At 41.0% G+C, this 22,750-nt stretch carries 23 protein-coding genes and 1 pseudogene; 11 read left to right on the top strand and 13 right to left on the bottom strand.

All coding sequences use genetic code 11. The features are described from left to right. The 5 genes and pseudogenes from GARC_RS04050 to GARC_RS04035 form a co-directional block, all read right to left on the bottom strand. Complete coding sequence (locus tag GARC_RS04050; RefSeq protein ID WP_007617023.1) at positions 1-702, bottom strand: ABC transporter ATP-binding protein; 702 nt, start codon at positions 700-702, stop codon at positions 1-3. A 37-nt stretch (positions 703-739) separates the two neighbouring features. Beyond that, positions 740-2,011 carry an efflux RND transporter periplasmic adaptor subunit gene (locus GARC_RS04045; RefSeq protein WP_039988657.1) on the bottom strand — a complete coding sequence of 424 codons (1,272 nt, stop codon included), beginning with the start codon at positions 2,009-2,011 and terminating at the stop codon, positions 740-742. A 263-nt stretch (positions 2,012-2,274) separates the two neighbouring features. Then, positions 2,275-2,478 (bottom strand): hypothetical protein, encoded by a 204-nt coding sequence (locus tag GARC_RS27550; RefSeq protein WP_007617019.1) that lies wholly within the window; start codon positions 2,476-2,478, stop codon positions 2,275-2,277. A gap of 3 nt (positions 2,479-2,481) precedes the next feature. Further along, positions 2,482-2,660: pseudogene (locus tag GARC_RS27545) on the bottom strand (glutathione peroxidase); the annotation flags it as partial. A gap of 175 nt (positions 2,661-2,835) precedes the next feature. Next, positions 2,836-5,346: a TonB-dependent receptor gene (locus tag GARC_RS04035; RefSeq protein ID WP_007617017.1), complete on the bottom strand. Its 2,511-nt coding sequence runs from the start codon at positions 5,344-5,346 to the stop codon at positions 2,836-2,838. Positions 5,347-5,991: 645 nt separating this feature from the next. Here GARC_RS04035 and GARC_RS04030 point away from each other — a divergent pair. The 4 genes from GARC_RS04030 to GARC_RS04015 are packed head-to-tail and all read left to right on the top strand — an operon-like array spanning position 5,992 to position 9,988. Next, the gene (locus tag GARC_RS04030; RefSeq protein ID WP_007617015.1) at positions 5,992-6,669 is read left to right on the top strand and encodes a histidine phosphatase family protein; all 678 of its coding nucleotides are present in this window, start codon (positions 5,992-5,994) and stop codon (positions 6,667-6,669) included. 13 nt (positions 6,670-6,682) lie between these two features. Then, positions 6,683-7,897, top strand: a complete 1,215-nt coding sequence (locus GARC_RS04025; RefSeq protein ID WP_007617013.1) for an acyl-CoA dehydrogenase family protein — start codon at positions 6,683-6,685, stop codon at positions 7,895-7,897. 27 nt (positions 7,898-7,924) lie between these two features. Beyond that, a complete protein-coding gene (locus tag GARC_RS04020) occupies positions 7,925-8,959 on the top strand; it encodes a phosphotransferase (protein WP_007617012.1) in 1,035 nt (344 codons plus the stop codon). A 54-nt stretch (positions 8,960-9,013) separates the two neighbouring features. Next, positions 9,014-9,988, top strand: a complete 975-nt coding sequence (locus GARC_RS04015; protein WP_007617010.1) for an NADPH:quinone oxidoreductase family protein — start codon at positions 9,014-9,016, stop codon at positions 9,986-9,988. A gap of 580 nt (positions 9,989-10,568) precedes the next feature. Here the strand turns inward: GARC_RS04015 and GARC_RS04010 are convergent. From GARC_RS04010 to GARC_RS03980, 7 genes are all read right to left on the bottom strand, one after another. Continuing rightward, positions 10,569-10,964 carry a DUF3718 domain-containing protein gene (locus GARC_RS04010; RefSeq protein ID WP_007617008.1) on the bottom strand — a complete coding sequence of 132 codons (396 nt, stop codon included), beginning with the start codon at positions 10,962-10,964 and terminating at the stop codon, positions 10,569-10,571. Positions 10,965-11,260: 296 nt separating this feature from the next. After that, entirely contained in the window at positions 11,261-12,247 is a 987-nt protein-coding gene (gene acuI / locus GARC_RS04005) for an acrylyl-CoA reductase (NADPH) (protein WP_007617006.1), read from the bottom strand. Between the two features lie 46 nt (positions 12,248-12,293). Beyond that, positions 12,294-12,926 (bottom strand): acrylate utilization transcriptional regulator AcuR, encoded by a 633-nt coding sequence (gene acuR / locus GARC_RS04000; RefSeq protein ID WP_007617004.1) that lies wholly within the window; start codon positions 12,924-12,926, stop codon positions 12,294-12,296. Positions 12,927-13,384: 458 nt separating this feature from the next. After that, entirely contained in the window at positions 13,385-14,644 is a 1,260-nt protein-coding gene (locus GARC_RS03995) for a ferredoxin reductase family protein (protein WP_007617002.1), read from the bottom strand. A gap of 329 nt (positions 14,645-14,973) precedes the next feature. Further along, positions 14,974-15,648 carry a 3'-5' exonuclease gene (locus tag GARC_RS03990; RefSeq protein WP_007617000.1) on the bottom strand — a complete coding sequence of 225 codons (675 nt, stop codon included), beginning with the start codon at positions 15,646-15,648 and terminating at the stop codon, positions 14,974-14,976. Between the two features lie 23 nt (positions 15,649-15,671). Then, entirely contained in the window at positions 15,672-17,507 is a 1,836-nt protein-coding gene (locus tag GARC_RS03985) for a DUF294 nucleotidyltransferase-like domain-containing protein (protein WP_007616998.1), read from the bottom strand. A 26-nt stretch (positions 17,508-17,533) separates the two neighbouring features. Beyond that, complete coding sequence (locus GARC_RS03980; protein WP_007616997.1) at positions 17,534-17,890, bottom strand: hypothetical protein; 357 nt, start codon at positions 17,888-17,890, stop codon at positions 17,534-17,536. Between the two features lie 302 nt (positions 17,891-18,192). Here GARC_RS03980 and GARC_RS03975 point away from each other — a divergent pair, with 302 nt between their 5' ends. The 5 genes from GARC_RS03975 to GARC_RS27150 all read left to right on the top strand — a co-directional run bounded on the left by GARC_RS03975 (position 18,193) and on the right by GARC_RS27150 (position 20,792). Further along, positions 18,193-18,792 (top strand): alpha/beta hydrolase, encoded by a 600-nt coding sequence (locus GARC_RS03975; RefSeq protein WP_153810861.1) that lies wholly within the window; start codon positions 18,193-18,195, stop codon positions 18,790-18,792. 125 nt (positions 18,793-18,917) lie between these two features. Next, positions 18,918-19,178, top strand: a complete 261-nt coding sequence (locus GARC_RS03970) for a hypothetical protein (RefSeq protein WP_007616992.1) — start codon at positions 18,918-18,920, stop codon at positions 19,176-19,178. A gap of 202 nt (positions 19,179-19,380) precedes the next feature. Next, positions 19,381-19,626, top strand: a complete 246-nt coding sequence (locus GARC_RS03965; protein ID WP_039988655.1) for a Rho-binding antiterminator — start codon at positions 19,381-19,383, stop codon at positions 19,624-19,626. A 138-nt stretch (positions 19,627-19,764) separates the two neighbouring features. Continuing rightward, the gene (locus tag GARC_RS03960; RefSeq protein WP_039988652.1) at positions 19,765-20,169 is read left to right on the top strand and encodes a hypothetical protein; all 405 of its coding nucleotides are present in this window, start codon (positions 19,765-19,767) and stop codon (positions 20,167-20,169) included. A gap of 323 nt (positions 20,170-20,492) precedes the next feature. Continuing rightward, positions 20,493-20,792 (top strand): hypothetical protein, encoded by a 300-nt coding sequence (locus tag GARC_RS27150; protein ID WP_039988649.1) that lies wholly within the window; start codon positions 20,493-20,495, stop codon positions 20,790-20,792. A gap of 160 nt (positions 20,793-20,952) precedes the next feature. Here GARC_RS27150 and GARC_RS25840 read toward each other — a convergent pair whose 3' ends face one another. After that, the gene (locus tag GARC_RS25840) at positions 20,953-21,495 is read right to left on the bottom strand and encodes a Crp/Fnr family transcriptional regulator (RefSeq protein ID WP_007616983.1); all 543 of its coding nucleotides are present in this window, start codon (positions 21,493-21,495) and stop codon (positions 20,953-20,955) included. A 92-nt stretch (positions 21,496-21,587) separates the two neighbouring features. Here GARC_RS25840 and GARC_RS03945 point away from each other — a divergent pair, with 92 nt between their 5' ends. Continuing rightward, entirely contained in the window at positions 21,588-22,319 is a 732-nt protein-coding gene (locus GARC_RS03945; RefSeq protein WP_007616982.1) for an SDR family oxidoreductase, read from the top strand. Beyond that, positions 22,316-22,750, top strand: a complete 435-nt coding sequence (locus tag GARC_RS03940) for a DUF2141 domain-containing protein (RefSeq protein ID WP_007616981.1) — start codon at positions 22,316-22,318, stop codon at positions 22,748-22,750. The genes GARC_RS03945 and GARC_RS03940 overlap by 4 nt, the downstream gene beginning before the upstream one ends.

The raw sequence follows: 22,750 nt of genomic DNA, 5'->3' as shown, positions 1-22,750 counted from the left end.
CTATTCTGATTGGATTAATACGTCGGTTTGGTCTTTTGCTAAGTCACTTACCTGACCATCAAAAATTTGGATATTACGATGGGCTCGGCGAGCGAGTTGCTCATCGTGAGTCACCATAATAATAGTCGTACCTTGTTGGTTGATCTTTTCTAGTAGCTCCATGACTTGTTGTGCCATCAGTGAGTCCAAATTTCCGGTAGGTTCATCGGCTAACAAAAACTTAGGTTGTCCCGCAATCGCTCTGGCAATGGCCACACGTTGTTGCTGACCACCAGAAAGTTGCGTGGGAAGATGTTGCATACGCGACGATAATCCCACTATTTCTAAGGCATTTTCGATACGTTCTTTACGTTCTTTGGCATTAAAGCCGCGATATCGTAAAGGTACATCGACGTTATCGAAAAGGGGTAATTCTGGTAGAAGATTAAAGCTCTGAAAAATAAAACCTATTTTTTCATTTCTGAGCTCGGATAGTTGATTGTCACTTAAGCCTTTTACATTCTGACCATCTAAATAAAAGTCACCTTCTTCAAAGGTTTCAAGCAAACCTGCCAAGTTTAAAAAAGTGGTTTTACCCGATCCTGAAGGGCCAGTTACCGAGACAAATTCACCAGCACCTATATGCAAATCTACTTTGCGCAGTGCATGTGTTTCGATTAGATTAGTTCGATAAATCTTACTGACATTTTCCATTTTTAACATCTTGATTCTCCTGCCATAACTGAGCAATAGGTTTTGATTAATTGGTGATACTGATTAATTCGCTATCATTGAATTGCGAGATGCTGGATATGATAATTTCATCTCCCTGTTCGAGGCCGCTTAACACTTCCACTTCGCCTATGCTTCTGGCACCAAGTTGAATGTTGCGTTTAGTGGCGCTGTGGTTGTTGACCACATAGGCAATACGTCCGCCGCCTGATTCAACAAAAGCCCCACGTTTTACCTTAAGCACGTTTTCTTTGGATTCGATTAACACCCGCGCCGTCACTCGCTGATTTTGGCGTAGCCCAGCTAAATCTGTTTGTTCGAAACGTATACGACCAACAACTTGGCCTTCAAATACTTCGGGGGATATAGCTGTCACTTCGCCCATGTGGGTTTGGCCGTTAAAACTTATTTCTGTTTTAAGACCTATGCCTAAATCATCTGCATAGTTCTCGGGGATCATGACTTCTACTTCAAAGATACTCAGATCAATGATTGTCAAAAGCGGGGCATTGAGAGCAACTGTGTCTTTTTCGCGGATATTGACACTGCCAATAATGCCGCTGGTAGGGGAGGTGATAGATAAGTTGGCCACTTGCCTACGTAAATCTGTCACCACAAACTCCTGACGTTCGAGCTGAGATTGTTTGCTTTTAAGATCAAACTCCATGCTTTCTTTTTGTAATTGATGATTTTGCAAAGCATGACGATAGGCAAGGTCGGCACGTTTAAATGCGGCGACTTTTTCTTCGAGTTCTCGTTGGCTGATCAACGAATCTTGGATACTTAATTCGGCTCTGTTTTTTTCGACTTGTGATGCTTCAAGATTTACCAATGCCAACTCTATGGCCTGTTGATTATTCAGCAGCGAACTCTTTATTTGTATTCTATGACGGCCCACTTCAATGGCTAGTTGATCATAAGTTGCATCTTCTTGCGAGAGCTTATTGGTGAGTTCAGGGCTGTATATCGAGGCCAATACTTGACCTTCTTGTACTGTATCGCCAGCTTTGATTTGTAAACTGACTATGCCTGATGAGGGGGCAAAAAGAGTGGGGCTATTGGCAGCAATCACTTTACCTTGGACTGACACATCACGTTGCAAATCACCTAGTTGTACTTTAGCAAATCGTAGTTGAGCTTGAGATATCGTTTGGTCGGCACTAAATAAACGGGTCAAATTTGGCCATGCATAAAACAAGGCAGTAACAATCACTATGATTATTGCAATACTTACCATGGTTTTTGTATAGGGAAGCGTGGCTTTTTCAATCATCCTGTCTTGTCCTGCTGTGTTGCGCATATTCACTTTGTTGATCCCGTTACTATTTTTTGTAGCTCTTGTTTATTTGTACTATTACAAAAGTTTTCTGTAATAGTATTAAGTAAAGGTACTGCAAAGGCCTTGCCAACTAATAATAGTTAATTATTACAATGGTTTAGTAGTTTTTGGGAGGAGGGTTAGAGGTGACCGAACACTTAGCGAACACATGCGAACAGTTAGCGAACACAGCAGTGTTCGCTTGATAAGTTATAGTGTAAGTTGCGATTAAAAGATGGGATGGATTAAAGCTGTAACGCCTTTTCAATATCATCTACTAATGCCTTATCTGTAGGTTTAACTGCAGAGGCATAAGCATTAACAATATTGCCATTTTTATCTATTAGGTATTTAAAAAAGTTCCACTTGAGTGCTTGCTCTGATTTATTGGCTAACATCCGATATAAAGGATCCGCCTCTTCACCTTGCACCGGGATCGCTTCAAACATGGGAAATTTAACCCCGTAGGTTAATCGGCAAATTTGCCCTGTTTTAACTTCACTCTTGTCTTCTTGGTTAAAGTCGTGTGAGGGAAAACTAATACGACAAAACCTTGGTTACTGTGTTTACTATACAAGATCTCATGTTTTTTAAATTGGGGAGTAAATCCACAATAACTGGCAGGGTTCACGAATAGAGTTATTTATCCTTGATCGGCTTCACACATTTTCACTGTGTCTTGAGAAGTAAGTTTACTTTATTTACTAGTACGTTGTGTAAGTGGTATTAAAAACACATTTAATTATTTCAAACAATAAAAAGCCGGCAAATGCCGGCTCCAATGTTGGGATTTAAATGTTTATCACTTAGTCAAACGTATAAGAGATACTTGCGCCAAATGTTCTGGGTTGATTCGGGTAGACCTGAAGACTGCCAGATTGAATTGGGCGTGGGAATGATGTCAGGAAATACTCATCATTAGTAAGGTTACGAACATAAAGTTGTAGCGATACACCGTTTTCGAAATTTAGACCGGCACTGACATTCAATGTATTGACTTGACGCCTTACGGTATCGGGGATATTACCTACCGCGCGGACATTACTTTCGTAGATATAATCAGCACGTAAATAACCGTAGATCCCGTTATCAAACTCTAAGTCATAGGTAACACCGGCAACAATACTTTTCTCATGTACACCAGGAACTGTTGTACCAGACAAGTCAGCTGGTCCATTCTCATCTTGTCCACCAACAAAGGAAACATATTCAGGGTCAAGTAAAGTACCTGCAAAGGTGATAGTCAATTCATCTGTAACTAGGAACTTAGAGTCAAATTCAATGCCTCGAGTATTTTGTTCACCGGCATTTGAAAGCACATAACCAGTTCCTAAGAAAGTACTCGATTGGAAACCTTCAATTGTTTGATCGAAAATTGTGGCATTAAATGACACGCTTGAGAAGTTAGACTTAATACCTAGCTCATATACTGTCGCTTCTTCAGGGCTAGCATATCGCGTACCGTAAGATTGGTTGGGTAGCTGTAAGCTGGGAATGGCTTCAATTGCAGCCTGATCTGAAGGAAACGGACGAGAATCACGTGATAAATTCCATGAAGAGGCTTTAAATCCCGTAGCCGCAGTGGCAAAGAAGTTAACATTTTTATTAAAAGTGTACGCCCCACGAAGTGACCAAGTTATTTTGTCATCACTGGTTTTATTGGATTCAGCCGCATTAGGTAATTCCAGCATTTGTGGCTGGAATTGAAAGGCTTTCAAAGATTCAACAGTACCGAGTGCAACGGCTTCCGGCATACCTTGACCCATAAATACTTGGTAAAGTGGTACACCATAAACTGTTAAATCATTATTAAAATCGACTTGAGAAAGTGCGTCGGTATTTTCTGATTCAAGGGTGATTTCTTTTTCATCCTTGGTATAACTGACCCCTAAAGTAGCAGTAAAATTATCTGTTAAGTGATAATCAAAATTAACAAATAATGAATAGGCTTGGTTATCTTGTATAAAATCATTGGCTATTGTTGAACCTGCGCCCAAAATGTCCCCTGGATTGAGTGCGGGGTACAATGCCTCTAGGGTATCAAAGAGACCATTTGTTGCTGGGTTAAATGAATTCAATACATCGAAATAAGGTCTAGCCATAGTGCCGTAAGTTAATACGTCACCTGTGGTATCAACATTTTCGTCGAAGTAAAACGCACCCACCATCCAGTCTAATTTGTTATCGCCAGTCGAGGTCAAACGAAATTCTTGAGTAAGTGTATCTATTTCAACGTTGGCTTCTTCGACAAGAATATCCAAAGAGGTAAAATCAACATCATTTAAGAAACCAGAATCGTTAATTCTATAGGCTGAAATAGAAGTAAACACAAAACCATCAAAATCGATATCTGCTTGTAAAGAGATACCACTGTCTTCTACATGATTTGTTGGGTCATTGTTTAGTGCCACTTCGTAAGAAAAGGGGTCTTCATCAGAAGTGACTAAACCACCAAGTGCCTCAATAGCGGGAGCTGTAGGTCCATTAACAAAACCTGCGGTAGTACAACAAACTTCGTCAATTTCACTATAATCAGCTATAAAACGGAATGTCGCATCTTCGGTTGGTTCATAAAGCAGTTGACCACGTAAGTTCCAACGATCACGATCGTTGACGTCTCCAATACCAGAAATACTTTCTGAGTAACCATCTCGCGTATTCATGCCACCAGACACACTAAACGCTAGGTTATCCGATATGCCATTTGAGAAATAACCACGAAGTAGTCGTTGATTATAGTTTCCGACGCTGGCCTCAACCTTACCTTCCATATCATAAGACGGACCACCGGTACGCACACTGATAACACCGGCAGAAGCATTTTTACCAAAAAGTGTACTTTGAGGACCACTTAATACTTCGATTTGTTGAAGTTTAGGTAAGTCACCAATTAAAGCGGCAGCACGTGAACGATATACACCGTCGATGAAAACACCTACTGAAGGTTCAATACCCGTATTGTTGGTACCATTACCAAATCCACGAATAGCAAAACCAGTGTTTATTGAGCGTTGTAATGGTGTCACTCTTAAAGTAGGGACTAATACTTGTAAATCACCAATATCTAACACTTTGGCTTGTTCTACAGCTTGGCCACTGGTTACTGAGACCGCTATTGGCGTCTGTTGTAATCCTGTCTGGCGTTTTGAGGCCGTAACAAAAATCCGCTCAATGCCTCCTTTTTCGGCTTCGTCGACATCATTTTCTTGGGCTTGAAGAGTAGTCGCGCTTAAAGCGCTTAATACAGCTGAAACTAATAGTGTTTTTCTAAAGGCTTTGTTTGCACTAGGTAGGTTATTGACCGTGTTTTTATTCATCGATGCGTTCTCTTTTTTGGCTTTTAGTAAAAAAATGACAAATAGTGGATCCCTGTTTAGCTTTGAAACTCAATAAATCCACTCATCAGACCTGTAACTTTACCAACAATAATAGTGAAAAGTAAATGATTGGTTATTGAAATGTTAGTGAAATTGTGTGATTAGCTAATATAGCTCACAGTTATATATGTTATTAGTCCTGCTTATGATTAAAACACTTGAGTCAAGCGAGGTCATTGTTTGTTGATGGGCATTACAGAAGGTAGCATCAGAAGAGTGTTGGTGGTTTCATGTTTTAGGATAGTAAAAAGCTGGCTTAAAAATCTAACTAAGGTGATATGAATTTAAAGGGTTTTTTACTGTTACACCAAAGTAGCAGGTTCAGCAATATGAAGCATATACCAAGGTATCTCAGTTTGGTTGCTAACTTAATTTAACCGTTTATTCAGCAATAAATTTACTTCTAGAATTTTGTTAAATAAAGCTGTGCTTAGACTGATTATACAGTGGCTGGTAAGTGATCAAGCTTGGTTGTTTTAGTTGACGATATAACTATATGAAATGTAATTTAATTAAAATAATAAATTCAACTAATAGATCTATAAAGAATACTATCGAAGCAGTTATAAAATTAACGGTGAATACGTGTCTGAATTCTATTTAGTCCGTCATGGACAAGCTTCATTTGGAGCCAAAAATTACGACAAATTAAGTGAACTTGGTCATCAACAGGCTCGCTGGTTAGGTGAATACTTCACGGCAAGAGATATTACCTTCTCCCAGGCATTTATGGGAGATATGGTGCGCCATAGAGAAACAACCCAAGGTATTGTAGAAGGCTTAAGTCAAGCTCCTGATGTTACAGTAGATACTGGGTTCAATGAATTTGATTTTAAAAATATTGGCAATAGTTATTTGTCATTAAACCCACAAAGTCGTTTGCCAGACAACCCCAAACCCGCTGATTTTTACCGCTTGTTGAAGCTAGCAATGCACGCATGGTCTGATGAATTATTGCCCAAAGATACCTTAGATGAAAGCTGGCAAGATTTTAAAAGTAGAGTGCAAGGCGCTTTACATGGGGTTTGCCAACAACAAAGTGATAAGCCCATTTTGATTGTGAGTTCGGGAGGGGCCATATCCATGTTAATGAGCTTGGTATTAGGTCTGGATGCTAAGCAGGTGATAGAACTGAATATGCAAGTTCGCAACACTAGCTTCAGCCATTTTTACTTCAACAAAAGCACTATACGTTTAGCAAGCTTTAACAATATTCCACATTTAGACAGTCCAGATAGACTGGACTCCATCACCTTTAGCTAAAGGAAAGACAACTATGAATTTTGATTACTCCGACAAATCGCAAAAACTAATCGACCGCCTACAAGCCTTTATGGATGAGCATATATACCCTGTTGAGCAGGAATATATTGACGCTGTTCATAATAATGCGGATCGCTGGACTACGCCTCCAATGATTGAGGCTCTTAAACAAAAAGCTAAAGATGCTGGTTTATGGAACCTGTTTTTACCTGAAGAATACCTGCCATATGGCGCCGGCTTAAGTAATCTGGAATACGCTCCTTTATGCGAGCTTATGGGCCGAGTGATGTGGAGTAGTGAAGTATTTAATTGTAGCGCTCCTGATACTGGCAATATGGAAGTATTAGCACGTTACGGTTCAGAGGAAGACAAGAAAAAATGGTTAGTGCCTTTACTTGAAGGCAAAATTCGTTCTGCTTTTGCAATGACCGAACCAGCGGTTGCTTCCTCAGATGCCACTAACATCGAAACTTCTATTGTGCGCGATGGGGACGAATATGTCATAAACGGCCTTAAGTGGTACACCAGCGGTGCGATGAACAGCAATTGTAAAATCATGGTGGTGATGGGTAAAACTGATCCATCTGCCGCTCGTCATGCGCAACAATCACAGATTTTAGTGCCATTGGATACTAAGGGTGTCACTGTCATTCGTCCTATGGCCGCAATGGGGCACTATGATGAACCTGTCGGGCACGCAGAGGTATCATTTGATAATGTACGCGTACCTGCTGCCAATTTATTGGTGGGTGAAGGAGAAGGTTTTGCTATTGCTCAAGGTCGTTTAGGGCCGGGAAGAATACACCATTGTATGCGATTGATTGGTTGTGCACAGCGCGCCCTAGACTTGGCTTGTGAACGTGTAGATAGTCGTGTTGCATTTGGTCAACCTTTAAGTAAACAACAGTCTATCCGTGAACGTATTGCGCAAATGCATTGTGACATTGAACAAGCACGTCTGTTAACCTTAAAAGCTGCAGATAACATGGACAGATACGGCAACAAAGTCAGCCGCAATATTATTGCTGCGATTAAAATTGTTGCACCTAGAATGGCCTGTAATGTTATTGATCAGGCAATTCAAATGCACGGTGCGGCGGGAACTAGCCAAGACTTTATTCTGTCTGCCACTTATGCTTATGCGCGAACTATCCGTTTAGCTGATGGTCCTGATGAAGTGCATATGATGCAATTAGGCCGAAACCTAATCAAAGATAAAAATGCTTAAAATCGATTTAATAAAGAGGAAAATGTTATGACTGATAGAGGCTCAGTTGATCAATTAGACGAGCAGCTTTTGGCAGACTACTTAACCCAACATGTGGCGGGTTTTGAAGGGCCTGTTACGGCAACAAAATTTGCTGGTGGGCAATCAAACCCCACCTTTAAATTAACCACCGCCAAACAGTCATATGTTTTGCGTCGTCAGCCGCCGGGTAAGTTACTTAAGTCTGCCCATGCCGTTGACCGCGAATATAAAGTATTGGCTGCACTCGAAAACTCAAATGTACCAGTGGCCAAGGTCTACCACCTTTGTGAAGACACATCCCTAATTGGCAGCATGTTTTATATCATGGAATATGTCGATGGGCGGGTGTTTTGGGATAGTGCATTACCAGAAATTTCCGACAAACAAATACGCAGTCAAATGTATCAAGAAATGGTTGAGGTGATGGCTGCGCTACATAGTGTGGATGTTGATGCTGTGGGTTTGAGTGATTACGGCAAACCCGGCAACTATTACGAACGTCAATTTAGCCGTTGGAGTAAGCAGTATAAGTTGTCAGAAACTCAAGATATCCCCGAAATGGATCAGCTCATCGCTTGGCTAGAGAAACACTTGCCAGAAGATGATGGCAAAGTGTCACTGGTGCACGGTGATTATCGTATGGATAATTTAATGTTTCATGCAACAGAGCCTAAAATTTTGGCCGTGTTGGATTGGGAATTGTCCACTTTAGGACATCCTTATGCTGATTTAGCTTATCAGTGTATGCAATTACGTTTGCCTGAAAATGTCGGCAAAGCCACAGGCTTAGGCGGAATTGAAAGGGCACCCTTGGGGATCCCAGAAGAACAAGAATATGTGGATGCTTATTGCAAATTAGTGGGTATCGACAAAATCGACAATTGGAATTTCTATTTAGCTTTTAGTTTTTTCCGTTTAGGGGCTATTGCCCAAGGTGTGGCAAAACGAGCTGAAGATGGAAATGCATCTAATAAAGAAGCTCAAGCTGTAGGTGCAATTGTTAAACCTTTGGCCCAATACGCCTTAAAACTAACCCAATAATGTAACAGCCCCTAAAACGGGGGTTGGAATACCAGACATTTCACGGAGAATGTAATGAAAGCCATAGTATGTGAAGAATTTGCCCCAGTAGAGCAATTACAATATAAAGATGTACCAGATCCAGTGGTCAAAAAAGGCCATGTGGTAGTCGACGTTAAAGCATGTGGCGTTAACTTTCCTGATGGACTATTGGTACAAGGTTTGTATCAAATGAAACCTCCATTCCCTTTTATACCGGGTAATGAAGTTGCAGGCGTGATAAGTGAGGTAGGCGAGGGTGTCCCTTACCTTAAAGTGGGTATGCGAGTGATTGCCATGGTCATGTTAGGTGGCTACGCTGAAAAAGTGTTATGCCCTGCTACGCACATTATGCCTATTCCTGATGAAATTCCTGATGAAGAAGCTGCAGCGTTAGTAACTGCTCATGCAACTGCCCATCACGCACTTAAACAACGTGCTCAAATCAAGCCTGGCGAAACGCTATTGGTTACTGGTGCTGCTGGTGGAACTGGCTTGGCCGCGGTGCAAATAGGTAAAGAAATGGGGGCGACTGTTATTGCGGTTTGCTCTACTCAAGAAAAGTTAGATATGGCCAAAGAAAATGGTGCCGACATTCTAATTAACTACACAGAAACCGATTTAAAAACGGCTATTAAAGAAGTGACCGATGGTAAAGGTGTTGATGTAGTTTATGAATGTGTAGGCGGCGATACTTTTCACGCCTGTTCAAGAAGCATGGCTTGGAACGGTCGATTATTAGTCGTTGGCTTTGCTGGTGGGACTATTCCAGAATTCCCAGTGAATTTAGCCTTGGTGAAAGGTTATTCGGTAATGGGCGTTTTTTGGGGTTCGTTTACCCAGCATCAACCCAAAGAATTTGCAGATAACATGAAAGAGTTATTAATGTGGTATGTGCAAGGTAAAGTAAAAGTGGTAGTTGATGATGTAGTACCTTTAGAAAACGCCAAAGATGCTTTGAATAAAGTCATGAATCGAGAAGTAAAAGGTAAGATGACGTTGAGGCCTTAAAGGCAGCTTCGAGTTTAAAAGCTTAAGATTAAAAGCGTTTGAACCACAGAGGGCACAGAGCGCTTCGCTGCACAGAGGAATAGATTGTTAAGAATTAATTCTTTTTCTATGTGTCCTCCTTTTCTCTGTGGTTAATTTCTTGAATCTTTTAGAACTTCAGCCTTAAAAGCATTTGAACCACAGGGGCACAGAGCGCTTCGCTGCACAGAGGAATAGATTGTTAAGAATTAATTCTTTTTCTCTGTGTCCTCCTTTTCCTCTGTGGTTAATTTTTTGAATCTTTTAGATCTTCAGCCTTAAAAGCGTTTGAACCACAGAGGGCACGGAGCGCTGCGCTGCACAGAGGGATAAAATGTTAAGAATTAATTCTTTTTCTATGTGTCCTCCTTTTCCTCTGTGGTGAATATTCTTTTATCTTTACGCATAAAAAAAAAGGCCTCAAAAGAGGCCATTTTTAAAAGGTGAGCAGCTTTCTATTTAAAAAGAATGCTACTCACCTACCATGTTGAACGTTTAGTTCGTTCGCGAACAATTCTTTGCGAAGCTCGAAGCTCGAAGCTCGAAGCTCGAAGCTCGAAGCTTATATTCTGTCGTTAAGTGCAGCAACTATTGGTGATGCATCTAAACCATTCTCAGAAGCCCAAGCTAATACTGTTTTGCCGTCACTTTCTGGTGAGCTTAAGTCACCTTTAGGCATTTTCTTGACCATCAAGGTACCTGTTTCAACTGCGCCGTTAAGCATAGCTGTACGAATAAGGCTGTTACCACCACAAGTTACGCCTGTGTAGTAATCTTTAAGTTTAAGTCTAAAGTCAGACTGAACACGTTTCATTTTTTTACGTAGTTCGCCTTTGTCATCTGCTTTAACGATAGTACAGATGTTTTGTAATGCTTCGCCTACATCAGCTTGAGCGTTGCCCGCTGTTAATAAAGAGATAGTTGCGATAGCGATAGAAGTTTTAACAATTTTCAACATGGTTAAGTTCCTCGTATTTAAGTTTGTTTGCAGCTGTTGCTGCGTTTTGATGGAACTATTAAAGACTATTAACGAGATGTTAAAAATCTGTTAAGTGATACTTGGGTATGAGAAGTGATAACTTTGTTTTGTGGATGTAATTTATAGCCTCAATGGCTGAGGCTATAAATTAAGAGCATGCGCTGATACTAATAGCATCCTCTTAACCTGTATAGAGCAACAAAAATAGGGCTAGTTAACACCAGCTCTAACTAAAAATGACACGGCATCTACTTGCTATTAAGCCAAATCGTTGCCTAATCTGCTTGTACATCAACCACAATACGGCCGCGCACCTTGCCGGCTAATAGCTGGTTTGCGGTTGCTACTACTGTATCTAGTTTGATTTCCTTAGCGATGTCGTCAAACACACTTGGTTCTAAAATCTCACCTAAGCGTTGCCATGCTTCTTTTCTGTCGGCAATTGGGCGCATAACGCTGTCAATGCCTGCCAGGGTGATACCTCGTAAAATAAATGGGGCTACGGACCCGGGAAAATCCATACCTTGGGCTAAACCGCAGGCGGCTACTGTTCCGCCATATTGGATACTGGCACATACATTAACTAGGGTATGACTACCTATGGAATCGACTGCCCCAGCCCAACGCTCTTTAGCCAAAGGTTTGCCTGGGCTTGATAAAGTGTCCCGGTGTATAACTTCACTAGCGCCAAGTGACTGCAAATAGCTAGCTTCTTCCATGCGACCGGTTGAGGCAACTACTGTGTAGCCTAGTTTGGCGAGTATCGAAATAGCAAAGCTACCTACGCCACCATTGGCTCCTGTGACTAGGATTTTACCTTTGTCGGGTGTCACGCCGTTTTTCTCAAGGGCAATGACGCATAACATGGCCGTATAACCCGCGGTACCGATGATCATGGACTGTTTTGGCGTGAAAGCCGCAGGTAAGGGGATAAGCCAATCGCTTTTTAAGCGTGCCTTTTGGGCTAATCCGCCGCAGTGAGTTTCACCGACGCCAAAGCCATTTTGGATCACCAAATCACCAACCTTAAATTGGCTACTATCGCTTTGCTCAACTACACCCACTAAGTCAATCCCAGGTATCATTGGAAATGAACGAACAACCGGCGCTTTACCGGTAATGGCAAGTCCATCTTTATAGTTCAACGTGCTGTATAAAACCTTCACGCTGACATCACCCTCAGGCAGAGTGCTATCGTCAATGTCTTGTAGCGCAGCGTGATAACCATCATCGTCTTTGTTAATTAAGATGCCTTTAAACATATGCTCTCCAATTTAGACCGTTCGTCTATTAATAGTTAAAAAATTTTTACTTAGGTAATGTTTGTAAAAAATATTGAATAAAAAGCCGCAATGGCTCGGCGTTTTCAACTAGCTTAGCCCGGCTGACAGCTCCTTCCCATCCAATCCAAAAAAACTCAGCTACTTGAGTGCAATCTGCATTGTGAGCCACTTCACCACATGCTTGCGCTTCGATTAAGCAGGTTCTGACTCGTTGTTGCCAGCTCACAAAAATTGCTGTTAGTAGAGTGCGGAATCCTGATGGTAACGCATCAACTTCTTGGCTTAAATTACCCACCAAACAGCCACGTTTAAAATCATGTCGAGTCATGCCTTGCACAGCGTCATCCACAAATTTTTGAAGTCGCGTAAGAGGGGAATAATCAGTATTTAAAAGGTGCATGTCTAACTTGCCAGAAAAATATCCGTCGTAGTGAGCAATAACCGTTTCGCCGAATGCTTCTTTACTGGCAAAGTAATGATAAAAGGAACCTTTAGGCACACCGACCTTTTTTAATATTGGTTCTATCCCCGAAGAGGAAAAACCAAACTCCGTTAGGTGCTCTACGCCACTGCGGATAAGTTCTGCTCTGGTATCGTAGTTTTCCCGTGCCACTTTGGGGGGGCGTCCACGTCTTGGTTTAATCACTAAGGTTGTCATAGATTTATATTAGACCGATCGTCTAATTAATTGCAATGAATATTTTTGTAGACCCCTTGAATGTCAGAAAGTCCGCTTAAACAAATGTCTATTAGAATGGTGGTTTTAGTTGCTTTTAAGCATAAAAATTTCGTTTACAACGGTAGATGCGTGCGCGATTAAATCTGCATAAAGAGATAGTCATTTTAAAATATGTCAAATCTAGATTAATCTTTTCAAAAAGCTAAGTTTATGAAATGCTCTGAAAGCGGACGGTCGTTGGGGAAACGCCTCTGTAGTCAGTGAAATAGAAGTGCCCGCGGATTTCCTAGCTGCGCTGGAGTGCCTGCCGAATGTAAAACAGTTTTTTGAATCTATTCATATTTTATAGATAAAATCGCTTTTGCTTGCTCAATAGTATTGTGAAGCAAGCAACCCCTTTTTAGCTTGTGACTGGCGCCCTTTTGATGTTGCGCAGGCTATCGAAATTCAAAAAACTCATAACGGATGTTTTCTAAAGGAATACCATTTTCTTCCATCAATTTTTTAACGTGTTTCAATAGCCCTTTTGGACCGCAGAAGCTGATTTTGACCTGCTGTGGATCTACTTCAGTTACCACTTGGCGAATTGTCGCTTCTAATGCGTCACTATTACTTGGGTTGGATATAAACTGTACCCCGGAATCAGCGGCTATTTCCTGCATGCGTTCAACACTAGGAAAAGCACGTGACGGATCGAAGCAATAGACCAAAGTCGCGCATTCAAAGCGACCAATAGTTTTATCATTCAACCAGGAAATAAAAGGTGATATACCTATTCCTGCACCAATCCAAATCTCAGTCTGTGCATCTGGTATTCGCTTAAAGCGACCGTGCGGTGCATATACATCGGCCATCATACCGACTTTAACCTGTTCACTTAACTTGCGCGTGTAGTCGCCTAATGCGCGGATCACAAAATGAATCTGCCCAGTGTCGGAATGTGCGCTGGCGATGGTAAATGGATGGGGCTCTCGCAAGCCTGTTTCTTTCATGGCCAGAAAGCCGAACTGGCCGGCCTCGAATGCAAAGCCACTGTGAACTGGTTCGAGCTTCAGGTGCACCGCATTATTGCCATGAGACACTGAGGCTACTTTATATTCGCCACCTGAGGCGAAAAAAGGATACAGAACCAGTTTGTATAGAGCCGCAAGCACACCTATAGTGCACAGCAGCGCTAACCAGATACCAGCCGGACTCTGTAACGTGATGGGTGATTTAATACTTAGCCAATGCAGGATGACAATGAAAAACAGCGGGCCGGAGAGCTTATGCCACCAACGCCAGACGTTGTAAGGAATGTTACGATTCAATGCTAGCAGCACAATAAGGCCTAGCGCCGCGATGCTGAGTTGACGTACCAGCCGCGTCCAGTATTTGGGTAGCTCGAGAATAGGCGCGACATCCCAGGAATCGAGATTAGCCTTAAAAACAAAGTGATAAACGGCGAAGACAAGCGCCCATATACCGAGCCATTTGTGGGTCTGATAGAGTTGATCCAAACCGCCAAATAACTGTTCAACAAAGCCCCAGCGGCTAGATAAGGAGCAGGAGGTCGCCATACATGCTAAAGCCGAAGCACCCAATATTAGGCTGACAGTTGCTGCGGTCCCCCAGGTTTCCCTGGGAACTTGGAGCAGTACACTGACGATAGTGATGAACAGGATACTGCTGATAAGCTGCCAAGCCTTTACTCTCATGATAACCCTTATGTTAAAAGTGTTGCGTTAATCTGTTAGTACGTTTCATGGAACAGAGTCGGTTTGATCTCAATACCCAAGCAATAATACCTAATCGTTTGATGCTGCTTACAAGCAATCTATCCTCCGGTGTCAGGTACTTCAACACTATGGTTTCATAGACTATTCATTCCGACTTGATCCGTATCAAGGAAAAATATGTTGCTCTAATTAAAGGTCAATTATCGATACTTATCGATAGACTGGTAACTCTATTGTTGATGCTTTAGATTTCAAACATTTTTCAAGTCGATTATCCCGAATTGAGGTTAGTTACCTAGGTTATTTATTCATATTTCATTAGCAGGAAATACATCAATAGCATCGGTTACCAATAAACTTTCTAAGGTGTTGTGTTTAGCGGGGGCAAATTTTTGAATCTGCGCGAAAAGTAATTCCATTGTCGCCATCGCGTCATCTAAGGCGTTATGGGCAGGTACTGCAGGAAGATTATATCGAGCTCGGCAAACAGGTAAAACCGTTGCGTTTAGTGGCGGTGGGCGCAAGTTTTTCGTTAATTGGTATAAGTCAAAACGCAGAGTGTCTACTGTCACTACTGTTGGCAACGGGATATTTAATTTCTTAAATACGCCGTTTAATACAGTCATATCTAATCCGGTACAATGGAACACCCAAATATGACTGCTAGCAAAGCCTTTAAGCGCTTCAAGTGCCACACGTAGCGGCTGCCCTTGAGCTATGTCTTGGGCAGTGAGCCCATGTATTACTGGGCTTTGGTTTAATGACGCAGTCGTAGACACCACTTGATAAAAGCAACTTTGCATGGATATCTGCTTACCTTTACCCTCAACCCAACCAATAGACAGGATTTTGGTATCATTCAAATCAAGTGACGTCAGTTCTAAATCGATACATAAAAAAGGGATCTCGACTAGCGGCATGTTTAACCACTTTTGTGGCACTTGCGGGCGAGGAGCCAGCCATTGTTTTATTTTTTGCCACATCGAATATTTCCTCTGTGCAGTGCTTACCGTAAGCCGCCCGTAAATTTAAATATTGCCATTTGTTGCATGCGACGAATAACCCGCAATGCTTCCTTTAGCTGGTATTTTTCTATAGATGACAAGTCACTGATGGAGATGTAATTATCAGTGACTTTATTTTGAATCTGATGTCGCCAACGCAACCTATTTAGTAATAACCAGATATCCCGAATATTTTTGACATCTTTACTGGGCATTCCAGCGTGGGCTAGCAATCCATCTAACCGATGAGGAATAGCGGGCATAGTTAAGCCATTGACCAATGAATAAATACGCACCAAATTATTGATAATTGACACGCCACTATGCTTCAAATCTATACAGTCTTTTCTATCCAGCCCCGTTTTGTAAATAAATTTCTGAAACATCGACAGGGGAACTTGCGCCTCTCCAGCATGGCGTGCCAGTGCAGCAATAAACCTAGACTGTTTAAGTAATTCTTTGCGTTTAGTCTGCAGTTGTTCAAGTAAAAAACGATTACCCGCTACGGCCCGTACATCAAGAAAAATATTGCAGTCCAAAATGGCTTGCGGACTGGGCTCATATACCCATTCTTGGGCTTGTTTTACGGCCTGATCTACTGACAATCGTAGTTTCGGATTGCTGGCCATTATATTACCGGTACATAGCCTAATCCCGCATTTATCTAATCCTCTGCATACATACTCAGCCATATCGGCGAAATACTTATCTTGCTGCGCGTTTGGCTCTTGTGAAAACAACAAACCATTGTCTTGATCAGAGCCCATGGTTTGATCTTCCCGTGCTTGGGAACCATACACTAACCAACAATATTCTAGCGGAGCTTCGCCATGTTGTTGCTGATAAAAAACAATCAATTTACGAGTCATAATATCAGTTGCTTGGGACAAAACCTTGCCGGCGATATCAAAGTCTCCTAAACGAATGGCGTGTTTAGAAAAGTAATGGGGTAACTGCCAGGATAAACGTGTCAAGTCATATAGTGAGGTCGCTTTGGTTAACTCGTTAATAACCAATAAAACATTGCCTCTTTGATGACGAATCATATCGCTGGCTGTCAGCATACCAAGAGGGATACCCGTGTTGCTGTTAACCACTGGCAAATGTTGTACGTTGTGCTCTGTCATAACGCACAAGGCATCAAACAGGGTGTGCTGGTCGCTAATTCTTATAGGTTCATGGGTCATAATAGTACTAACGGCAAGGTTGACGTCAGCTTGCTCTGCGACAACACGATTACGTATATCTTTATCAGTTAGTATTCCAACTAAAGATTGGTTATCGGTTATCACCAAAGATGACACGCCGCTGTGGGACATTTTTTGCACCCCCTGTAAGATACTGCTATGTATGTCCTCGCTCACTACACCATCGGAGATCACTTCGCTAATAGGTTTATACAACCACATAGATTTTGAATCATCTAGATGTACAGAATGGATTTTCTCAGAGGTATAATTTTGAAAGAAAATGGCAATATTAGGATGCTTTTTTGCCCACACTGTAAAGCTCTTTTTGGGGAGGCAATAGACTAAGCCTGGCTTATCAACTTTGACACTGATCTCATTAGGCTGTTTTTGCCACAAATTATCGCAACCAAAGTAATCACCTTCACTCAAGTGACGCTGAGGCTCTGCTGAATCTTTTATGGAATACTGGCCACCGTTAATAAGAAACAACCCGCCTTGCTGCTGCTTCAAAATACTATCGACATCTTCCTGACTAAAATATGCCACAGTGATTGATTGAGCCAAAATTTTGGTTTCTTGCTCATCTAATAGATCAAAGGGGGCTGAATCCCTTATAAAATCAAGAGTGTGCTGGGGGATGTGGTTCATTTCAATTGTTCACCATGGCTGTCTCGTTAATTCGTTAGGGCATTAAGCATATCGATCATTAAACTTTGTTTGTTGATCCCTTCGCTTAATGATAACCCTGTAGAAAAGTAGGTGATCGCCGCTTCGTAATTGGCGAGTTCAATTTCTAATTCACCTAAAATTTTATAAAGTTGTATTTGTGGCTTGATGTTGTCGTAGGACTGGGTGATTTTTAGCGATTCGAGGGCGAGTGCTTTGGCTTGTTCAGGGTTAGAATATTTAGCCTGTTCAATTTCCTCAATAATATTACTTATATCTGAGCTACTATCGACTGAAGTTGCCTTGCTTACTGACCAAGCGCTACAGCAATAGGTCAATAGGATAAAAAATAATAGTTTGTTCATTTAAAAAAAACTAGGGCCGGAGTTGTAACTCTATCAGCATAAAACAGGCTCATAATACCCCAAATATTAAATGAAAAGGACAGGCTCTCTAATTAATAGCCAAGCTATTATAAACTATAAGGGATCTAAGGACATCCCATCTTTAAAATGGAGTCTAAGGTGTCTAAGTTGGCGCCCGAATTTAAGTTATGAAAACTAGGAGCAAGTTTTTAATGCAAATAAAGACAATTCAAGATGGAGCTGAGTCATTTACAGTTTCGCTATACGAAACCACAAAGACTTCCCACATGGTGCTTTTTGCCGTGGGATCAGGTGGCTTGCCGGAGCGGCATGTTACGCTTTTGAACGCATTAGCTGAATCCGGTTGTATGGTTGTTGCACCACATTTCGAGCGACTTGTTTCGCCAGTTCCAAGTGATGATGAATTGACTCTCCGAGCGAGGCGCTTGTCTCTCGCTCTCGATGCGTTTGTTGAACCTAACACAACAGTTGTAGGTGTAGGGCATTCTATTGGTGCAACTTCACTTCTCGCTCTAGTAGGAGGTCAAATGTGGCTCGGACCTGGGATACGTGTCAATATCGCGCCAGACTACAGATTAACTCGACTGGCATTGTTGGCTCCAGCTACCGGTTTTTTCCAAGCTCCTAGAGCACTTGAAGCCATACGAGTGCCAATTCTGGCGTGGGTGGGCTCAGAGGATAACATCACGCCTCCCACTCAAATTGAATGGTTGGCTCAGGCCATGGGCGATTGGCAAACAGTGGATGTTCGCATTACTAAAGGTGCTGGGCACTTTTCGTTCATGGATCAATCACCGCCGCATATTACAGAACCATTGAAAAACAAGCCGGCGTTTATTGAGGAATATTCGAATGAAGTTTGCAACTTTGTAGTTGGCTAAGGAATACGTCCAATAAAAGACGGTATCTAGCAAGCAATAGGAATAATAAAGGAGTCATTTAGAATTTTCCTAAGCTTGTGTTTATTAGGTGAGTGTTGGGCTACAAATTAGAGCATGGTTAATTTATGGAAAACCTTAGAATAGTCATATTACTTGCTGGATGTGTTTTTATACTTATTGGTTATCTGCGATTTATAACAGATGAAAAAGGTAAGGTGAATTTGAATAATTATAGGTTCACAGGCGGGCTAGGGCTGGTAATCAGCGGTTTGTTGCAGGGCACTTGTGAATTATTCTCAGGTGATTTATCTAAGAATGCTTTTTCGGCATTGGCGATATATTTTGGGGCTTTACTGTTTTATTTTAGTTTCAGCATCTTAAAATAATTGGGTTGCAGAATTGATAGGCAGAGAATTTTATTTTTACAATCCTAGAGGTTTGGGGGCAAATGTAAAATGCCCCCAAAGCGGTTTTCATTAAAAGCGATAAGGATCTAAAAAAGGATCTAAGGACACCAGGATCTAACAATTAAGCACAATTAAGAAGATAACCATGATCACAATTAATTAACACCAACAGGTAAACACTATGATTAGCTGCAATGAACATGACTACGTTGAAATTGCGTGCATGTACCAATACCCTATTAAATTAACGATGAAAACAGGTGAGGTAATTGAGTGTACGGCGCTGGATACGCACTATAATGCAGCTCGTGAAGAATGTATAAAAGTGAATGTTGGCGGGACTGACAGCGAAGTGATAATAGACAAAATTTCAAAACTTGAGGTGGGTATTGAAAACCCTCATTTCAAGCAAGTATGCTTTAGCTAAATTCTTTTAAATTGACTTAAGAACGTAATTTAGAGGATGATCAAAGTTCGTTAAGAACACCAATATTGGTGGACTCCATAAAACAGCTTTCGAATTGGCTGTTTGTTATTATCGCGGGATATTTTAAGGAAAGTTTTGGTGCATAAAATTATAATTTTAGCCTTAGTTTTTATGGCGTTTACTAGTGTTGCTGATGAAGCTGACGTGTTGACTGTAGACCGTGTTATATCAACAAATTTAGAGCTCGCTTTCCCTAACGACAAAAACTTGCGAGCTAAACCTAGCGATTTTGAATTAGTGAATTATGTCATCATGAGCAACGAACTCGGCGAGCGCTGGGCAGTGCTTACCCTTACCAACACTTCGGCTGGTAATCGCACCCTTGAGCAGGATCATTTATTGGCTTTATTTGCTGATGGAGAACGCAAAAATCCACTTCAATTTAAATTAAATTTTGAAGGGCGAGAAACTCAATCAATGACAGTTTCATTTGGTGAAAGTAAATTTCCAATACTGTCTATCAGCTCTAGAAATGAAATGTAACAAATCACATGGTTTTCCATTTTATCCCACGCACACTTTAAAATGCTCGGATCCCCAACTTCAAACATTAAAAAGTGAATATCTTACCGTAACTTTGATTCTGTGGTGATGGGGTGTCTAGATTTGGGGTACAAATATTCATCGTTAAAAATTGTCAAACAAAGTCTTCTTTGACCATAACTCATACATTTAGCCCCACTAGTTAAAACATGAATGCACACCTCTAATATGCGCCTACTTTAGATCATTAAATTATGGTGGGAGTATACAGTCGTTATTTCGATCAATGTTACCATGGGGTAAGTCAAATTATAGGGGGCATGATGATTGTCAAAGTGAAGAATCGAGCATTTTTCAATAGTCGTATATTTTCTGTGAATCTTGTCACGTATCCTACTAACCATAAAGTCATGAATCATATTGACCCAGTGCAACAGGGCCGTTATTACAAGCTCAATTTTGTGCTGATGCAACCTAAAGTAGGTGGTGTATTTAGCTGTACAAAATGCATCATCAATTTTTGTGATCGTATCTATTTATTCCGGCCAGACAAGTATAAGCACAGCGTTTCAAAAATTGGATCCGGTAAACGAGTATTGCTGACTTTTGCGCTAAATATATAGAAGGCGCTGTTGTAGAACGTCTTGAAAGCTAATGTAAACACTCGCATTTAGGCTTTACTCAGTACATTTTAATTATTCCAATATCATTGGGATGGCAGGGCAATCCCGCTATTAATATTGTTCTCCTTTGGATGATTATTTTAATCATGAATTCCACAGTTTATAGCTGTGAGTTATTTACATTTACCCTCTTTTTAATACGACTTAAAGCCACATTAGTAATACCCAAATAATGAGCAATGTCGTTTTGGGTGGCTTTAGTAAATAACTCTGGCGTGTCATTTTGCAACTGTAAATAACGTTGTTCAGCGGGCAAACATAAAAATTCATATTCACGTTTTTCTTTTTTCATGGCGAGCTCTAACAATAGATTTTGTAATTGATTGGCTAAGGCCAAATCTTGCTGGCTTTGCTGCAATAAATAACTAAAAGGTAGTTTGATAACGGTTGCGGGCTCTAGGCTGGCGAGGCTAAAGGAGCAAACGCCATTTGCATAACAGGACAACAAACTAGCCATCACAGAATTTGGGGATATAAACGACTTTACTTGCTCTTTTCCTTCACTCGATAGGTAATAGGCTTTTAAAAATCCAGATTGAATAAAATACAAATTTTCATTTTTATCGCCTTGTTTAAAAATGTGTTGGCCTTTTGTGTAGTGCTCTACTGTGCCGTGTTCTCGGAATAAATCAGAAAATTTCATTGTTTTGTTAACCCAGGTTAATGATGGAGCATTTACTTTTATTGAATAATTGTGCGGCTTAAAGAGCACAAACTCAATAAAAGGATAATTCAATGACATTGACCAATAAACGCATAGTGATCACTGGTGGCACGTCAGGGATTGGTTTAGAAATAGTACATCAACTGGCCATTGACAATAAGGTGATAGTGATAGGCCGCAACACAACTATATTGCAAACACTTAGATCTCAATACCCCTTGCTAGAAACTCATTGTTGCGATTTATCTCGTCCTAATGACGTGCTTACATTGATTGACAATTTATCAGCAGCGCATAAGTCTGTGGATGTGTTAATTAATAATGCGGCAATTCAATACTCTAAAAAATTGACAGATCAAGATTATGATCGCTCCACAATCATGACTGAGATTAATAGCAATTTTACTGCGGTATGCCTGCTTACTCATGGCTTATTGCCGCTATTACAACGAGCCGAAAAAGGCGTGGTGCTGAATGTTAATTCAGGCTTAGCATTGGCTCCAAAAGCGTCATCGGCTGTGTATTGCGCCACTAAAGCGGCTATGCATAGCTTTTCACAATCTTTAAACCATCAACTAAAAGGTAGCAATGTTGCAGTGATGCAGGCGTTTATGCCTGTGGTTGCAACACCCATGACCGAGGGCAGGGGAAGTAACAAAATTACCGCACAGTACGCCGCAGAAAATTTGTTAAAAGGAATACACCACAACGTTACTGAGAATGATATTGGCAAAGTAAAATTACTGCGCTGGTTATTACGTTTAGTGCCTAGTGTTGTAAAAAGAATAATGGTGAATGCATGAACATATTTACTTGTATTGGTTTGGCTGGGTTTTTGATGATGATGGAGTCGACAATGGCGAAGGAAGTAACTGTAAAGGTTGAAGGTGTAGATGTTAAACGCGGCGGTAACTTAATGGTGATGTTGTTTTCGGAAAAGGGTTTTCCTAAAAAACATCAAGATGCACAGCAGCTAATAACAGTCAAAGCAGAAGAAAGTGACATGCTGTTTGTTTTTACTACTGAGTTAAACGAGTTTGCCCTAAAGGTGCTGCATGATGAGAATGAAAACGGCAAAGTCACTAAAAACTGGACCGGAATTATGCCCGCTGAAGGTTTGGGTTTTTCTAATGATCAAAAAATTGGTTTAACTGGGCCACCTAGCTATAAAAACGCAAAAGTGTCTGTCAAAGATCAAGATACAGAATTTTCGATTAAGCTAAGGTATCCATAA

This window comes from Paraglaciecola arctica BSs20135, from assembly GCF_000314995.1.
GTDB lineage: Bacteria > Pseudomonadota > Gammaproteobacteria > Enterobacterales > Alteromonadaceae > Paraglaciecola > Paraglaciecola arctica.
This window is presented reverse-complemented; position numbering and strand designations above follow the sequence as displayed.

Excerpts from the sequence above, each read along its gene's own strand:
- GARC_RS04050 (WP_007617023.1), bottom strand. The coding sequence starts at position 702 with ATGTTAAAAATGGAAAATGTCAGTAAGATTTATCGAACTAATCTAATC.
- GARC_RS04045 (WP_039988657.1), bottom strand. The coding sequence starts at position 2,011 with ATGCGCAACACAGCAGGACAAGACAGGATGATTGAAAAAGCCACGCTT.
- GARC_RS27550 (WP_007617019.1), bottom strand. The coding sequence starts at position 2,478 with ATGTTTGAAGCGATCCCGGTGCAAGGTGAAGAGGCGGATCCTTTATAT.
- GARC_RS04035 (WP_007617017.1), bottom strand. The coding sequence starts at position 5,346 with ATGAATAAAAACACGGTCAATAACCTACCTAGTGCAAACAAAGCCTTT.
- GARC_RS04025 (WP_007617013.1), top strand. The coding sequence starts at position 6,683 with ATGAATTTTGATTACTCCGACAAATCGCAAAAACTAATCGACCGCCTA.
- GARC_RS04020 (WP_007617012.1), top strand. The coding sequence starts at position 7,925 with ATGACTGATAGAGGCTCAGTTGATCAATTAGACGAGCAGCTTTTGGCA.
- GARC_RS04015 (WP_007617010.1), top strand. The coding sequence starts at position 9,014 with ATGAAAGCCATAGTATGTGAAGAATTTGCCCCAGTAGAGCAATTACAA.
- GARC_RS04010 (WP_007617008.1), bottom strand. The coding sequence starts at position 10,964 with ATGTTGAAAATTGTTAAAACTTCTATCGCTATCGCAACTATCTCTTTA.
- acuI (WP_007617006.1), bottom strand. The coding sequence starts at position 12,247 with ATGTTTAAAGGCATCTTAATTAACAAAGACGATGATGGTTATCACGCT.
- acuR (WP_007617004.1), bottom strand. The coding sequence starts at position 12,926 with ATGACAACCTTAGTGATTAAACCAAGACGTGGACGCCCCCCCAAAGTG.
- GARC_RS03995 (WP_007617002.1), bottom strand. The coding sequence starts at position 14,644 with ATGAGAGTAAAGGCTTGGCAGCTTATCAGCAGTATCCTGTTCATCACT.
- GARC_RS03990 (WP_007617000.1), bottom strand. The coding sequence starts at position 15,648 with ATGTGGCAAAAAATAAAACAATGGCTGGCTCCTCGCCCGCAAGTGCCA.
- GARC_RS03985 (WP_007616998.1), bottom strand. The coding sequence starts at position 17,507 with ATGAACCACATCCCCCAGCACACTCTTGATTTTATAAGGGATTCAGCC.
- GARC_RS03980 (WP_007616997.1), bottom strand. The coding sequence starts at position 17,890 with ATGAACAAACTATTATTTTTTATCCTATTGACCTATTGCTGTAGCGCT.
- GARC_RS03970 (WP_007616992.1), top strand. The coding sequence starts at position 18,918 with ATGGAAAACCTTAGAATAGTCATATTACTTGCTGGATGTGTTTTTATA.
- GARC_RS03965 (WP_039988655.1), top strand. The coding sequence starts at position 19,381 with ATGATTAGCTGCAATGAACATGACTACGTTGAAATTGCGTGCATGTAC.
- GARC_RS27150 (WP_039988649.1), top strand. The coding sequence starts at position 20,493 with ATGATTGTCAAAGTGAAGAATCGAGCATTTTTCAATAGTCGTATATTT.
- GARC_RS25840 (WP_007616983.1), bottom strand. The coding sequence starts at position 21,495 with ATGAAATTTTCTGATTTATTCCGAGAACACGGCACAGTAGAGCACTAC.
- GARC_RS03945 (WP_007616982.1), top strand. The coding sequence starts at position 21,588 with ATGACATTGACCAATAAACGCATAGTGATCACTGGTGGCACGTCAGGG.
- GARC_RS03940 (WP_007616981.1), top strand. The coding sequence starts at position 22,316 with ATGAACATATTTACTTGTATTGGTTTGGCTGGGTTTTTGATGATGATG.